The sequence below is a fragment of the Mucilaginibacter sp. GW821-FHT07G05 genome, from assembly GCF_059418565.1.
In genome coordinates this window covers 484802-498843 of record NZ_JBWKQC010000001.1, presented here as the reverse complement: position 1 = coordinate 498843, position 14042 = coordinate 484802, and the positions used below count along the sequence as shown (strand labels likewise).

The window sequence follows — 14042 nt, the reverse complement described above, 5'->3', positions numbered from 1 at the left end:
GTAACGTTAAAATATGGTAAAAAAATCTTTTAACAATTGTTGATATTCAGTAGTATACTGTTTTGGCTCACTGTAAATTATAAAATTTTCCTCAACTAATACTTGAGTATTTTTACCCAATGCAATTATCTCGCGATGCGGTGTATCTTCCGCAAACGACCGTATATTGATCTGCCTTTGTAAATGCAGTTTATTTTCAGCCGCAAGTATCTTTACCAATCCAGCTGTTTGCAATGGCAGTATCAGCCAAAAAACACCTTTATCACTTGAATGATCAGCTACATTAGCCAGCAAGCGTTCAAAAAACGAAGCATCGGCATGTTTGGCTAAATTCTTTTTTTCGCCGGGCGATGCGAGCGAGTCGATATAAAAAGGAGGGTTTGATACGATGAGGTCAAACTTCTGTTGCGGGTGTGATTTAAAGAAATCTTCAAAATCACCAGGATACAAATTCAACCTGTTGGCAAATGGCGATTCCTCAAAGTTACCCTTCGCCGTAGCAGCGGCATCACCGTCAATTTCAACAGCATCAATCCGGGCCTCGTTAAAGCGCTGTGCCAGCATGAGGGCAATAACACCTGTACCGGTGCCAATATCCAATACACGGCCCGCCTTGCCTGTTGCCATTGCTCCTATCAATACGCCGTCGGTATTGATCTTCATGGCGCAACCGCTTTGGTCAACGTTAAACTGTTTAAACTTAAATATCATGTTTTAGCTGTTGCCAAAGTACAAAGGCACTAAGCGGCAATGCAAAGGTAACATTGAAATTGCTTTAAAGCATGGTAATAAAGTCTGTAAAAATACAAGCTATTTATCTTCAATTACTTCTCGTAAAATTCTATCGGCAGGCCGTCCGGGTCGGCAAAGAAAGTAAAACGTTTCCCGGTATATTCGTCTATGCGGATAGCTTCGGTTATTGCACCGTGCGCCTTTACATGGGCAACCGCCGCGTCAATATCATCTACCTCGAAAGCCAAATGCCTTAAACCGGCAGCCTCCGGGCGCGACGGACGGGCAGGTGGATTTGGGAAAGAGAACAGCTCTATCTGGTATAAACCGGCAACTTCCAGATCAAGCTTGTACGACTGCCTTTCGGCACGATAAACCTCTTGCAGTATGGTAAAACCCAATACATCAGTATAAAAATGTTTGGATAGCACGTAATCGGTACAAATAATGGCGATATGGTGTACCCTGTTTATTTTAAGCATGAGCAATTATTAGTAAATGTTGATTGTAAAATTATACAAATAGCTCAAATACCAAGCAAATGCCCGGCATCTTAAACAAACAAAGGTCAGGAACTTTCGCTCCTAACCTTTGCCATCTACTCACTCTACTAAAACAGAAACGCCTATTGCGGTGCCTGGAAGTTGATAGGTATCAGATACCGAACACGTACAGGTCTGCCGTTTTGCATACCTGGTTTCCAGGCCGCGGCATTTTTAAGTACACGCAAAGCCTCCTCATCCAAACCATATCCAACACCACGCTCTACTTTTATACTTGATAATTTTCCGTCTTTTTCAATCACAAAACTCAACAGCACTTTTCCGCCTATACCCTGATCTTCTGCCATGCTGGTGTAGCGCAGGTTGTTTTGCAAATACTTTTGCCACGCTTTCGCACCACCTACAGGTTCGGGCATTACGTCTAAGCCGTTTAGGCCCACAGGTTCACTGCTTGTACCCTCACCAGGAATCGTGCCGCCGCCTTTGTCAGTACCTTCCGGAGAACCGGGAGCTACATTATCGCCTGGTTTACCTGTGCCTTTAACCTCTACAGGACCAATTGCATTCTTATTCAACTCTTCTATTGTAGGTGGATTTTCATCTACAGTTGACGATGCTACCGGAGGAAGGAGTCTTTTAGTATCAACAAGTTCTGACTTAGCTTGTGCCGGCGGTTGTGTTTTCTTTGTTGCCGGCAATGGAATATCCTGCTTTTTAGGTGGTGTCACCGGAGGCTTGATGGGATGAATATTCACAATTACACCGCCATCATCAGTAAGTGGTTTCACAATCGTCGGTTCAACCCGCATTAAAATACTGCTAACTACAAAAATAGCACCTACTCCTAAAAAAGTAACGCCCATGGCCCTTATCATGTTTCCGGCATAGTGTTGCCTTAACTCATAAGCGCCATAATTTTTGTTCCTGTCGGTGAATACAAGGTCGAGCCACTCGGACTTGTACAAATCAAATTTGGTGATAAGCATGATTTATGGTATATAATTTCTTTAATAACGCATAAAGCCTTTTATATATTTTACATGTTCTAACATTTTTTTATTATTACCAATGTGTCAAATACACTTTATTTTGATTGATTTTGTTGCAATAAACCCGATCAAAAACCACCAAAATTACAGGCAAAATAAAAGCCGTATAAAACGGCTCAATATTATAATCCCATAAAAAAGGCCTGCTTATTCGGCAGGCCTGTATTTTTAAAGGTTTACCACCTCGTTTATGCTCATTTCTTTAATGGCCTTGGCTTCGTTATTCGGCCTGCCATTCTTAAATGCCTTGCGTGGTTTAAGGCCTAACAATTCAAACATCGCCATATCGGTATCAAATGATGGATTAGGCGTGGTCAGCAGTTTTTCGCCCGCAAATAATGAATTGGCACCCGCCATAAAGCAGAAAGCCTGCTCCAATGTACTCATTTCGGTACGGCCAGCCGAAAGGCGTACTACCGTTTTAGGCATAATAATACGTGTGGTAGCAATCATACGTACCATTTCCCAAACTGAAACACGTGGCTGATCGGCCAATGGCGTACCTTTTACGGGCACCAGCGCGTTAATAGGCACCGATTCGGGGTGTTTAGGCAGGTTTGATAATGTTTTAAGCATCGATATCCTGTCGGCCTCGGTTTCGCCCAATCCGATGATACCACCGCTGCATACGGTCATTTTAGCCTTGCGTACGTGTTCAAGCGTTTGCAAACGGTCATCGTAGCTACGGGTAGTAATAATACGCTTATAATCGTCTTCAGATGTATCTAAATTGTGGTTGTAGGCATATAAACCGGCATCGGCCAGGCGTTGTGCCTGCGCTTCGGTAAGCATGCCCAGTGTGCAGCATACTTCCATATCCATTTGGTTAACGGCTTTCACCATATCTATCACCTTGTCGAAATCGCGGTTATCGCGAACTTCGCGCCACGCGGCACCCATGCAAAGCCTTGATGCACCACCGTCTTTGGCTTTTTGCGCAGCCATAATCACTTCGTGCATCGGCATCATGGCGTGTACATCAACGCCTGTGTTATAGCGGGCCGCTTGCGGACAATACGCGCAATCTTCGGGGCAACCGCCTGTTTTAATTGATATAAGTGAGCTTATTTGTACCTCTGAGTAGTCTTCGTTTTCGCGGTGAATAGTGGCCGCGCGGTAAACAAGATCTAACAACGGTGAATGATATATTTCTGCTATCTCTTCCTGTGTCCAGTTATTTCTTACCTCTGTCATCTGTTCAATATTTTGATGGGTCAAATTTATAATAAAAGCTTGGATGCTAACCAAAGTGGCAGCAAAAAGCCGAAGCAATCAGTAAAAGTAGTAATTATTATAGACGATGCCACGGCAGGGTCAATGCCTACACGCTTCAAAATCAAAGGGATAGAAGCGCCTGTTATACCGGCTATCAACAAGTTACACGTCATGGCTAAAAACAGCACTAGGCCAAGTTTTGGGTTGCCATCGTAAAATAATGCCACACCGAAAACGATCAAACCGTTACAAGCACCGTTGATCATCCCCACTAAAAACTCTTTTATTACGGTATTATAGGCCTGCCGGTCGGTAAGATCGCTCAACGAAATACGGCGTACCGTAACCGCCAAAGCCTGCGTAGCAGCGTTACCGCCCATACCTGCAATAATGGTCATATAGGCCGATATAATGGAAAGCTTAGCCACCGTTGAATCAAACCCGCGAATAATGGATGCTGCCAGAAATGCCGTAGCCAGGTTGATCACCAGCCAGGGCAGGCGGCTTTTTATCGCGTCCTGCCAGTTACCGCTTAGTTCTTCATCTTCTGATACACCGGAGATCTTCAATATATCCTCGGTATTCTCTTCTTCCATTACGTCGATAATGTCATCTACCGTAATGCGGCCCAGCAATTTCATGTGGCTATCAACCACCGGCACGCTGGTAACATTGTACTGCGATATCAGTCGGGCAACTTCTTCCTGGTCAAGATCGGCGGCTACGTATACAAAATCCGTCACCACCAAATCGCTCACCCTCGCATCGGCACGGGCCTTTATCAGGTTTTTGATAGATACCAGGCCTTTCAATGTGTCCGCATCGTCAATCACAAAAATGGTATAGAATTCCTCCATCTCTTCCGACTGGCGGATGATCTCGTCTAAGGCTTCTTTTTTATTGAGGTTGATATTTACCTTGATTACCTCGGTGTTCATCAAACCACCGGCGGTATCTTCGGCATAATTAAGCAGGTTACGGATGTTGCTGGCATCCTCCTGATCGATATCTTTTAATATTTCATGCTGCTCGTCCTCGTCCAGCTGCGAAATGATGTCGGTAGCAACGTCGTAGTCGAGCTCTTCAACAATTTCAGAACGTTTTTCGGGATCGAGGCTGATGAGGATATCTTCGGGGTGATGTTCCTCGTCCATTTCGGCAATAACATCCGATGCCATAACGGTAGGCAATACGTTGATGATACGCTCTTTAGCCTCCTGCGGCAGCCGTTCAAAAATTATGGCAATCTCCGAAGCATGATACTCTTTCAGAACCTTCTCTAACTCAGCATCATCCCCCTCCAGCGCGGTTTTAATGCGCAGCAGATCTGATTTATCAATTTCAAATGATTGCATATCCGACTAAAATAAGCAATTATGCCACAATCAGGAACAAAAAAAGGGTGATTTGTTGTCACCCCGGCATTAAAAATTGCAATACTTTAGTTAAGCCACTTTTTTGAGCTTGTAAGAGGTATTCTCATGATTGATCACCAGTTCGTCTTGTCCGAATGATTCAACCATAATTTTTCGTTCGCCCGACCGGTCGTAATTATGGATAAGCAAATACAAGTGTTCCTCGTTTTTTATCAGCCTGAAAGGCGATACGATGGTACTTGATAATTTAGCGTCCTTAAAATAACTGATTTTTAAAAGATGTTTAACAAAGTCAAACTCGAACCGTTTCTCGTTTTCGAGATAGATTCCCAAAGGCAGGCTGTTCATGATATTAAGGCAGATTTGATGTTTATAATAGTAGCAACATTATTGTTGAGCGATTGTTTTGGGAAATATTATTTTTTGAGATGAATTTTTTGATTTTCCTCCTTGGATGGCATAGCCGTCAACTTAAGGATAAATCAATGAAATGTTTACTTGAGAGCGTAAATATTATAGCGGTATAGCGACTCACCCCGACTTTGCTTCGCTCGTCACCCCTCTCTCCGCAAGCGGAAAGAGGGGTTTTGTTTTTTTTAGCCCTCTTTGCGCTTGCGCAGAGAGGGCAGGTCCAGCGAAGCGTAGACCGGGTGAGTTAACTATGCAGTTTGCTTAAACCATTAAGTTGACGGCTATGCTTCGAGGATGGGATTTGAATAAATGTATGTTATTGTAAGCGGCGGGACGCCGCGTAATAGCCGTCACTCGGCCGTAGCCGTAGCGACTGCGTGACGAGTATTGAATATCTAAAACTCACTAATCACCTCTCCCCACTCACAACCTTCAACCCACAACTTACAACACAATACCCTACCTGCTATACAAATACTTCACCTTAACCCCATCTACCCCGTTTACTTTGCCTAAAGCCCGGTTTACAGCCGATTGGCGGATGGAAAGCGTTATGGTGCAGTCATTGTCGAATTGCTGTTCTATTATGATCAGGTCATCTTCTTTGATGATACGCATGATATCGTTCATTTGCAGGTAATCAAAGCCGATGGAATAGAAATCGTTTACCGTTTTTTCGATGATGGCGGCTTCCTTAATGGCTTCTTCAGTGGCTGCTTTGTAGGCATTAATTAAACCCGGCACCCCTAATAACGTACCGCCGAAATAACGCACCACAACTACCAGTATATTGGTAAGGTTATGTGACAACAGAGTGTTTAATATAGGTCGTCCGGCTGTGCCAGATGGTTCGCCATCGTCGTTAACCCGGAAAACGGAACGGTCGGGACTTAAGCGCATGGCCCAGCAATGGTGGTTGGCTTTTGGATGTGCCGATTTCAGGGCTGCTACCAAGTCTTTAATCTCCTTATCAGATGTAATGGGGTAAGCAAAAGCCAGGAATTTGCTGCCGCGATCTCTGAATATACCTTCGGCAGGCTTTTGTATAGTTAAATAAGTATCTTCAAAAAGCATTACACAACGTAGTAAATCGCCACTATGGCTACAATAGCCACTCCTATCCCAATCTTGTTCAGCAAACTCAGTTTTTCTTTAAACACGAACAAACCCACCAGCGAGCCCAGCACAATTACGCCGATGTTCATGGCCGCGAACACGGCCGATGGAGTTACCGATAATGCCCTGTGCGCTTTAAGGTAAAACAGGATATTACCAAAATTGGCTACGCCAAGTATCCAGCCGAACATAATGTGCGGCCATGAAAACACAGACCGCTTAGTAACAAACCTGTATACCAAGCCGATTATAGCGAATACGAACGAAACAAGGTACACCAGCAACAGCGAGGTGGTATAAGGCACTTCCTTAAATGCGGCGATTTGTTTGAACAAAATATCGATCACACCCATCCCCGCGAAAACGAGTAGCAGGTACAGCCAGCCTTTTGCCGGTGTGCGGTGGTAATTATTTTTATCCTGCTGGGGTATGGAAAAGCCAATAGCCGTAAACGCCAATACAATGCCTGCTATTTTACCGGCACTTAACTGCTCACTAAATAATAAAAAAGAAGCTACAACGGGTATAAACAGCGAAAGCCGCTGGGCAATATCCGTACGTACAATTCCCGTTATGCGTACCGAAAAGGCGATGATAACAAACAGGAACGGCAGCAGTACACCCAATACCAAATAGTTAGCATAAGGCGCGTTTTGCAGGCCTTGCAGTTGGGGCTTAAAAAAGAACCAGGTTAACAGTATAGCTATCGAATAATTCCAGGTGATGGCCTGGTAAATATCTATCTGGTAACGCCGGGCAAGCTTCAGCATAACAGATACTATTACGCTGCAGCAAATACTTAAAAAAACGTAAAGCATTAATGGTTAGACTTATTATATAAAACTCTTAAACGATCATCTCCTATCGCGTCTTCAGCTGCAAGTATACCGTAAATTTCCGGTGCTTTTATACCGTTCAGCAAGTCGGCGCTGCCGGTAAAAATGCGCGCTTCGTCCCACAAACCGGCCTCAATAAATGAGTTGAGCGTATGCACGCCCCCTTCAATAATTACCGACTGAATATCTTGCAGGTATAACTGGAACAAAATATACTGCGGCACAAAACGATCGAAATCTTCCAATGCAATATACGTTGTTTTGCCCACCAAATCGGTTTTAATTTCGTTAAACACCAGTGTTTCAATCGAGTTATCAAACACATTTAAAGTAGTGGGCAGTTCAAGCCTTCTGTCGATAATTACCCGCTTTGGCGATTTGCCTGCCCAGTAACGATTGTTCAGCTGCGGGTTATCAATGGCAACGGTGTTTTTACCCGCCAATATCGCGTCTTCTTCGCTGCGCCATTTATGCACCAGCTTGCGGGCTTCGGGGCCGGTTATCCAATACTGGCATTTATCTGCCGGGGCAAAAAAACCATCCTGGGTTTGCGCCCATTTTAAAATAATGTATGGGCGATGCTTTTGCACCCTCGTAAAAAAGCGACGGTTGAGCCATTGGCACTCTGCCTCCAATATCCCGGTTATTACCTCTGTGCCAGCGGCAATGAGTTTTTCTATCCCCTTGCCGTCAACCTGAGCGAACGGATCGCGGCAGCCTACTACCACTGTGGGGATATGATGTTTAATGATCAGATCGGCACAGGGTGGTGTTTTACCGTGGTGCGCGCAGGGCTCTAACGATACATAAATGGTTGATTGAGCCAGCAGGTCGGCATGGTTCGGGTATTTAGCAATCACCGCGTTAATAGCGTTTACCTCTGCATGTGCTTCACCGTATTTATGATGATAGCCCTCGCCTATTATTTTACCTTCATGCACTATAACAGCGCCCACCATAGGGTTGGGGCTAACGCTGCCTATGCCAATTTCGGCCAGTTGCAGGCAGCGCTGCATATATTTTTCGTGTTGGGGCATGGTGCAAAAGTAGCTTTTATGTTACTTTGTTGCATGGAAACTGTAAAGGATGTATTTAATAATTTCAGGGAAGCGCTAAACGGACTGTACGACCCGCATGAAACGGAGGCGATTACGCTTACCGTGCTTACCGAAATGCTGGATACATCAAAAGCCCATATCAAAGCTTTCCCCGAAAAGGAACTTGACGCTACCAATACTCGTAAGCTAAGCCGCATTTTAAGCGAACTGCAAACCGGCAAACCCCTACAATATGTTTTGGGCGAAACAGAATTTTATGGCTTAAAATTCAAGGTAAACCCTGCCGTGCTCATTCCACGACCGGAAACGGAAGAACTGGTGGAGTGGATCTTAGGGTCAGTGGCTGGGCTTGAGGTTTCAGGTTCCGGTGGTGAGGTTAAGATTCTGGATATTGGTACGGGGAGTGGCTGCATCGCTATCAGTCTGAAAAAATATCTGCATGTTGCCAATGTCTGGGCCATGGATATATCACCCGCGGCATTGGCAACGGCCAAAGCAAACGCGGTGTTGAATGAGGTTAAAGTGCATTTTTTGGAGGATGATATACTGAACCCTGCGTTTAAGATCGATGTTTTGGGCGTAGGTGAAGATCAGTCAAAATTCAGCATAATTGTAAGTAATCCACCCTATGTTACTTTGGAAGATAAATTACAAATGCACACCAACGTAACCGATTTTGAACCGCATACTGCCCTGTTTGTGCCCGAACATGATCCGTTGATATTTTACCGTGCCATAGCAGAATTTGCAAATGAAAACCTTGCTGCTAATGGTTTACTCTTCTTCGAGATAAATGAAAGCTATGGTGAACAAACAGTTGAATTATTAAAACAAAACAACTTCACCAACATTGAGTTAAAGAAGGATATGAGCGGTAGGGATAGAATGATAAAAGCTGTTTTGGCTGTTTAGGTTTTTTTTTTACCGCAGAGAGAGCAGAGTTCTTACGCAGAGTACGGAGAGGTGATCTTTTAATACAAAGTTCTTGTTTCACCACAAAGTACACAAAGATTGACACAGAGCACACGAAGTGACTTTATTAAACAGTCATCCACACAACATATAACTCACAACACACAACTCGCCATCAATTTCTCGGGTGGTACTGAATGATGGTGCTTTTCAGGTATTCTCTGTCCAGGTGGGTATAAATTTCGGTGGTGGTTATGCTTTCGTGGCCGAGCATTTCCTGTACGGCACGGAGGTCGGCGCCGCCTTCTACCAGGTGGGTAGCAAATGAGTGCCTGAACGTGTGCGGACCAATCGTTTTGTTTATTCCGGCAAGTATGGCCAGTTCTTTTATGATCATGAAGATAAAAACCCGGCTTATCCTTGTTCCCCTGCGGTTCAGGAAAACGATATCGTCCTCCCCCTTTTTCGGGGCGACGTGTACCCGTAGTTCTTTAATGTATATTTTGAGTGCCTTTACAGCAGATTCGCCGATAGGTACCAGTCGTTCTTTACTGCCTTTGCCGGTTACTTTTATAAATTCAATATCGAGATAAAGGTTAGAAAGCCGTAATTCAGTAAGTTCAGATACGCGTAAGCCGCAGCCGTAAAGCACCTCTATGATGGCTTTGTTACGAGGCCCCTCAGGTTTGGAAAGATCAATGGCGGCAATAATTTTATCGATATCTTCAAAGCTCAACGTATCGGGTAGTTTGCGCTGGATGCGCGGCGATTCCAGCAGTTCCGATGGATCAATGGTGATCATATCCTCCATTAGCAAATACTTGTAAAAAGATTTAATGCCCGATAGTATCCGCGCCTGCGACGACGGGATCATGCCCAGCTCAACCACCCATTGTATAAATCGCCGCAGATCGGCCAGGGTAACGGTTTCAGGCTTTAGCTTAAGCTCATTGCTTTCGGCAAATTGGGCCAGTTTATCTATATCCCTACTGTAGGCCTCGATAGAATTGGGCGATAAAGACCGCTCCAATTTTAAATACGCCTGAAACCCCTTTATTGCCGATTGCCAGTTCAATTTGATTTTACTTTTAATGTTTTATAGCTAAGTTTGGGCACAATGAATATACAAATAATCAACGGCCCAAATTTAAACCTGCTTGGCGTTCGCGAAAAATCAATTTACGGCGACACCAGTTTTGAAGCCTATCTTGAACAGTTACGCAACCGCTTTGCAAACATCACCATTAATTACTACCAAAGTAATGTTGAGGGCGAAATTATTAATAAACTGCACGAAGTTGGCTTTAGTGCCGATGGTATTGTGATCAATGCCGGTGCTTATACCCACACGTCAGTTGCCATTGGCGATGCCATTGCAGGCATTAACACACCCGTTATTGAAGTGCATATATCAAACGTTTACAAGCGCGAAGAGTTCAGACATTCATCATTATTAGCGCGTAACTGCAAAGGTGTAATTGCGGGTTTCGGAATGGATTCGTACCGTTTGGCTATTGAGAATTTGATTAACGGTTGATATATCGCTCCAAAACATTTGTCATTGTTGTAAAGGTAAAATGACGTGTATAGCCTGTCACCCTGAGCTTGTCGAAGGGTGCGTGGGTAAAGGCCTCTGCGCACGATCCTTCGACACGCTCAGGATGACCCATTATAAGCATTTTTTAAACACGTCAAGGGTAACAAGAAGCAATCCCATCGAATACACAGCGGATATAAACAGCTATGAGATTGCTTCGTACCTCGCAATGACACAAATCAGAATAAAGTAGTCCCTATTTAAAAAAGCGTTCCGCAGGCAAATCGGTAAATTTAGTTTTCTTCCTGACAAAAAACTCGGCTACAATGCTGCCGTTAAACATGCCCGTTAGCGATCTGTGATTATCCGGCTTGGCATGGCCATTTTCGTGCGAGGTACCGTCGGCCAGTTTTTTAGTATGTGGTTTACCCGAGCGGCACACCTGCGGACTTCGCTTAAGCAGGTTGCGTACAAAGTTTTGATGGGCACGGCTTACCGCCCAGGCATCTTTACGCTTGCCTTCGCTCAGGAAGCGTAAAAGCGCCATTAAATCGAGCATAAAACGCATACCTATTACAAAAGTCGCCCTGCCAAAGGGCAAGTTCTTTTTAAGCAGCAGCAGATTATTGCGGAAGTTGAGGTATGTTTTAAACGGATTTTCGGTATTCAATGTGCCGCCGCCTACGTGGAATATGGTTGATTCGGCACAGTACATTATTTTATAGCCCAGGTTTTTTAAGCGCCAGCACAGGTCAATCTCTTCCATGTGGGCAAAAAAACGGTCGTCGAAGCCACCGGCTTCATCCCAGCAATGCTTTTTGATGAACAGGGATGCGCCCGATGCCCAAAATACCTCGCCAGATTGATCGTACTGCCCATGATCCCGTTCTATCTGGTAAAACATACGGCCGCGGCAAAACGGGTAACCAAAACTATCTATAAAGCCACCTGCCGCCCCGGCATGCTCAAAGCTGTCCTTTTGGGCATAAGAACGTATTTTTGGCGCGGCGGCAGCCACCTGCGGGTCGGCCTCCATCATAGCTATAACGGGTTCGATCCAGCCGGGCTGTACTTCAACATCCGAATTAAGGAGGATAAAGTAGTCGGCCTTTACCTGCTCCAGTACACGGTTATAACCGCCCGTAAAGCCATAGTTATCGGCATTCTCTATTATTTTTATTGAGGGGTAAAGACTTTTCACCATAGCTACCGAACCATCGGTAGAGGCATTATCGCCCATTACAATATCCAGGTTTGGCCAGGTTGATGCTAATACCGACGGAAGAAATTGCTGAAGGTATTTCATGCCGTTCCAGTTTAATATTACTACGGCAACTTTAGGTGTATTACTCATTAATGTTTATCCTCCGGCTTAAACTTCCACCGCCTGTGCGACCATAGCCAGTATTGCGGTTCCCGCCTTATCATGCTTTCTAAATATTTTACGTGCAGCTCTGTTATCTCGTATTCAGCGGTAGCCTTAGGAGTTTCTGTAAGCGGCACAAAGGTACAAGTATAATAGCCTCTTTTCACCCGCTTTATATCACAAAATATCACTACGGCATCCAGCATTTTCGATACCTTTTCAACCCCTAAAAAAACAGCGGTCGGCTGGTTTAAAAACGTGGTAAAGTAATGCGCTTCGTGCTTCACAGGTGTCTGATCTGAAACAAGCACGCTTATAGAGAGGTTCTTACGGTACTCGGCCATTTTACGCAGCGTATTACGCATGGCTACCAACGTAGCGCCAAAACGCGACCGTATCCTGATAAAAAAATCATCATAGATCTTATTACTCAAAGGCTTATAGATGATCATTCTGCGCTCTCCGGTTATAAAACTAAACCGTTGCGCGGCTATTTCCCAGTTGCCAAAATGCCCTACCGCGCCAATAACGCTCTTACCTTTACCAAAATACTCATCCAGCAATTCGGTATTGAGCACGTTCATACGCGTTAAAATGGCCTTTTCACTTATACTAATGCACTTCACGGTTTCCACCACGAGGTCGGCAAAGTAGCGGAAAAATTTTCGTTCAATCTCCCGGCGTTCGGCTTCGCTTTTTTCGGGGAAGGAGTTGGCCAGGTTTTCGCGTACAACGCCTCTGCGATAGCCAATTATGTAATATACCAGCACAAACATCACATCGCTAATGAGGTATAAAAACCAAAAAGGCAATAACGATACGAGGTACAAAAAGAAGATACCTATATATGAAAGCCCTTTATTTATCATTTATTTCTGCGAAATTTGACCACAAACATAAAAGATATGATTGATAAAGGCGCAGTGCTTCCGTTGTTTTATCTGCCACCGGTAGAGTATTTCACACAATTTAACACTTACAAGCCCCATATATTTATTGAGCAGGAAGAACACTTCCCTAAACAAACCTACCGCAACCGGGCCAACATCTACTCGCCCGATGGCGTGCTTACGCTTGTGGTACCTGTAATAAAAGGTTCAAAAAATCATACCAAGATAAAAGATGTACGTATCAGTTACGATTTCAGGTGGCAGCGCCTGCACTGGATGAGCCTGCAAACCTGCTACCGTCGGTCGGCTTATTTTGAGTATTATGAGGATGATTTCGCACCGTTTTACGAAAAGAAGATTGACTACCTGTTTGATTATAACCAGCAATTGTTTGAACTGCTGCTTAAGCTGCTGAAAATAAAAACAGAACTCAACTTTACCCCCACTTACGAGGCCGGATATGAGGGTGCAATTGACCTGCGTTCGGCATTCAATGCTAAAAAACCTTATACCGATAACCAAAAACTATATTTCCAGGTATTTGAAGAACGCAGTGGCTTTATACCCAATTTAAGTATTGTTGATTTGCTATTTAACCAGGGGCCGCAGGCTTTAAGTTATATTTAATCAACGGCATTCAATTTATTCTCATATTTTAGCGTAGTGAAGTCATTGTGCATCATATTATCTGTTTATGTGTTCTTGCTGTCGGCAAGGCCATGCTGTGCTGATAATGATTGCAATGTAACTTCATCTATCGTAAAAAAAGAAGCGGCAAACAAACCTACGCAAGATAAAGAATGCCATGCCTGCTCCCCTTTTTACACCTGTGGCACCTGCACAGGTTTTGTCGCGGTAAAGCCATTGGTGCACCAGGCCATCCGTATGGTTTTATCACCTGTTAAGGCCAATACGGTTTACAGGCAAACTCACCTACAAGAGATCAGCCTATCCATTTGGCAACCGCCAAAATTAAGTTAACCCTTTTCCCGATCGGGCACATGACAGTCCGCATTTACATTGGTTAACTTTATTTATTCA

16 protein-coding genes are annotated in these 14042 nt (G+C 44.2%); 4 read left to right on the top strand and 12 right to left on the bottom strand.

What is annotated here, in order from left to right:
• Nucleotides 1–6: 6 nt before the first annotated feature.
• The 9 genes from AC07NA_RS01955 to ribD form a co-directional block, all read right to left on the bottom strand.
• Nucleotides 7–711 carry a tRNA1(Val) (adenine(37)-N6)-methyltransferase gene (locus tag AC07NA_RS01955; RefSeq protein ID WP_494895216.1) on the bottom strand — a complete coding sequence of 235 codons (705 nt, stop codon included), beginning with the start codon at nt 709–711 and terminating at the stop codon, nt 7–9.
• Nucleotides 712–824: 113 nt separating this feature from the next.
• Complete coding sequence (locus AC07NA_RS01950) at nt 825–1214, bottom strand: VOC family protein (protein ID WP_494895214.1); 390 nt, start codon at nt 1212–1214, stop codon at nt 825–827.
• Nucleotides 1215–1357: 143 nt separating this feature from the next.
• Nucleotides 1358–2221, bottom strand: coding sequence for an energy transducer TonB (locus AC07NA_RS01945; protein ID WP_494895212.1), 864 nt, complete (start codon nt 2219–2221; stop codon nt 1358–1360).
• Nucleotides 2222–2452: 231 nt separating this feature from the next.
• On the bottom strand, nt 2453–3478 hold the full coding sequence (gene bioB / locus AC07NA_RS01940; protein ID WP_494895210.1) for a biotin synthase BioB: 1026 nt from the start codon (nt 3476–3478) through the stop codon (nt 2453–2455).
• Between the two features lie 26 nt (nt 3479–3504).
• Nucleotides 3505–4854: a magnesium transporter gene (gene mgtE, locus AC07NA_RS01935; RefSeq protein ID WP_494895208.1), complete on the bottom strand. Its 1350-nt coding sequence runs from the start codon at nt 4852–4854 to the stop codon at nt 3505–3507.
• Nucleotides 4855–4944: 90 nt separating this feature from the next.
• Nucleotides 4945–5223: a hypothetical protein gene (locus tag AC07NA_RS01930; protein WP_345209480.1), complete on the bottom strand. Its 279-nt coding sequence runs from the start codon at nt 5221–5223 to the stop codon at nt 4945–4947.
• Nucleotides 5224–5745: 522 nt separating this feature from the next.
• Nucleotides 5746–6360, bottom strand: a complete 615-nt coding sequence (locus AC07NA_RS01925; RefSeq protein WP_494895206.1) for an IMPACT family protein — start codon at nt 6358–6360, stop codon at nt 5746–5748.
• The gene (locus AC07NA_RS01920) at nt 6360–7172 is read right to left on the bottom strand and encodes an EamA/RhaT family transporter (protein ID WP_494895205.1); all 813 of its coding nucleotides are present in this window, start codon (nt 7170–7172) and stop codon (nt 6360–6362) included. Before AC07NA_RS01920 ends, AC07NA_RS01925 begins: the two co-directional genes overlap by 1 nt.
• A 47-nt stretch (nt 7173–7219) precedes the next feature.
• Nucleotides 7220–8275, bottom strand: coding sequence for a bifunctional diaminohydroxyphosphoribosylaminopyrimidine deaminase/5-amino-6-(5-phosphoribosylamino)uracil reductase RibD (gene ribD / locus AC07NA_RS01915; RefSeq protein ID WP_494895204.1), 1056 nt, complete (start codon nt 8273–8275; stop codon nt 7220–7222).
• A gap of 33 nt (nt 8276–8308) precedes the next feature.
• Between ribD and prmC the strand changes: the two genes are divergently transcribed.
• Nucleotides 8309–9208 carry a peptide chain release factor N(5)-glutamine methyltransferase gene (gene prmC / locus AC07NA_RS01910; protein WP_494895202.1) on the top strand — a complete coding sequence of 300 codons (900 nt, stop codon included), beginning with the start codon at nt 8309–8311 and terminating at the stop codon, nt 9206–9208.
• A gap of 175 nt (nt 9209–9383) precedes the next feature.
• Here prmC and xerD read toward each other — a convergent pair whose 3' ends face one another.
• Complete coding sequence (gene xerD, locus AC07NA_RS01905) at nt 9384–10283, bottom strand: site-specific tyrosine recombinase XerD (protein ID WP_494895200.1); 900 nt, start codon at nt 10281–10283, stop codon at nt 9384–9386.
• Between the two features lie 42 nt (nt 10284–10325).
• On the opposite strand from xerD, the gene aroQ reads away from it, so the two are divergent.
• Nucleotides 10326–10745, top strand: coding sequence for a type II 3-dehydroquinate dehydratase (aroQ, locus tag AC07NA_RS01900; protein ID WP_494895198.1), 420 nt, complete (start codon nt 10326–10328; stop codon nt 10743–10745).
• Between the two features lie 256 nt (nt 10746–11001).
• Here the strand turns inward: aroQ and AC07NA_RS01895 are convergent, their stop codons facing one another.
• Together AC07NA_RS01895 and AC07NA_RS01890 are read right to left on the bottom strand one after the other, a co-directional pair.
• On the bottom strand, nt 11002–12099 hold the full coding sequence (locus AC07NA_RS01895; protein WP_494895196.1) for a glycosyltransferase family 2 protein: 1098 nt from the start codon (nt 12097–12099) through the stop codon (nt 11002–11004).
• Complete coding sequence (locus tag AC07NA_RS01890; protein ID WP_494895194.1) at nt 12099–12980, bottom strand: lysophospholipid acyltransferase family protein; 882 nt, start codon at nt 12978–12980, stop codon at nt 12099–12101. The genes AC07NA_RS01895 and AC07NA_RS01890 overlap by 1 nt, the downstream gene beginning before the upstream one ends.
• Nucleotides 12981–13016: 36 nt before the next feature.
• On the opposite strand from AC07NA_RS01890, the gene AC07NA_RS01885 reads away from it, so the two are divergent.
• Both AC07NA_RS01885 and AC07NA_RS01880 read left to right on the top strand, forming a co-directional pair.
• Entirely contained in the window at nt 13017–13628 is a 612-nt protein-coding gene (locus tag AC07NA_RS01885) for a WbqC family protein (protein ID WP_494895192.1), read from the top strand.
• A gap of 36 nt (nt 13629–13664) precedes the next feature.
• Nucleotides 13665–13982 carry a DUF6660 family protein gene (locus AC07NA_RS01880; RefSeq protein ID WP_494895190.1) on the top strand — a complete coding sequence of 106 codons (318 nt, stop codon included), beginning with the start codon at nt 13665–13667 and terminating at the stop codon, nt 13980–13982.
• Nucleotides 13983–14042 lie beyond the last annotated feature (60 nt).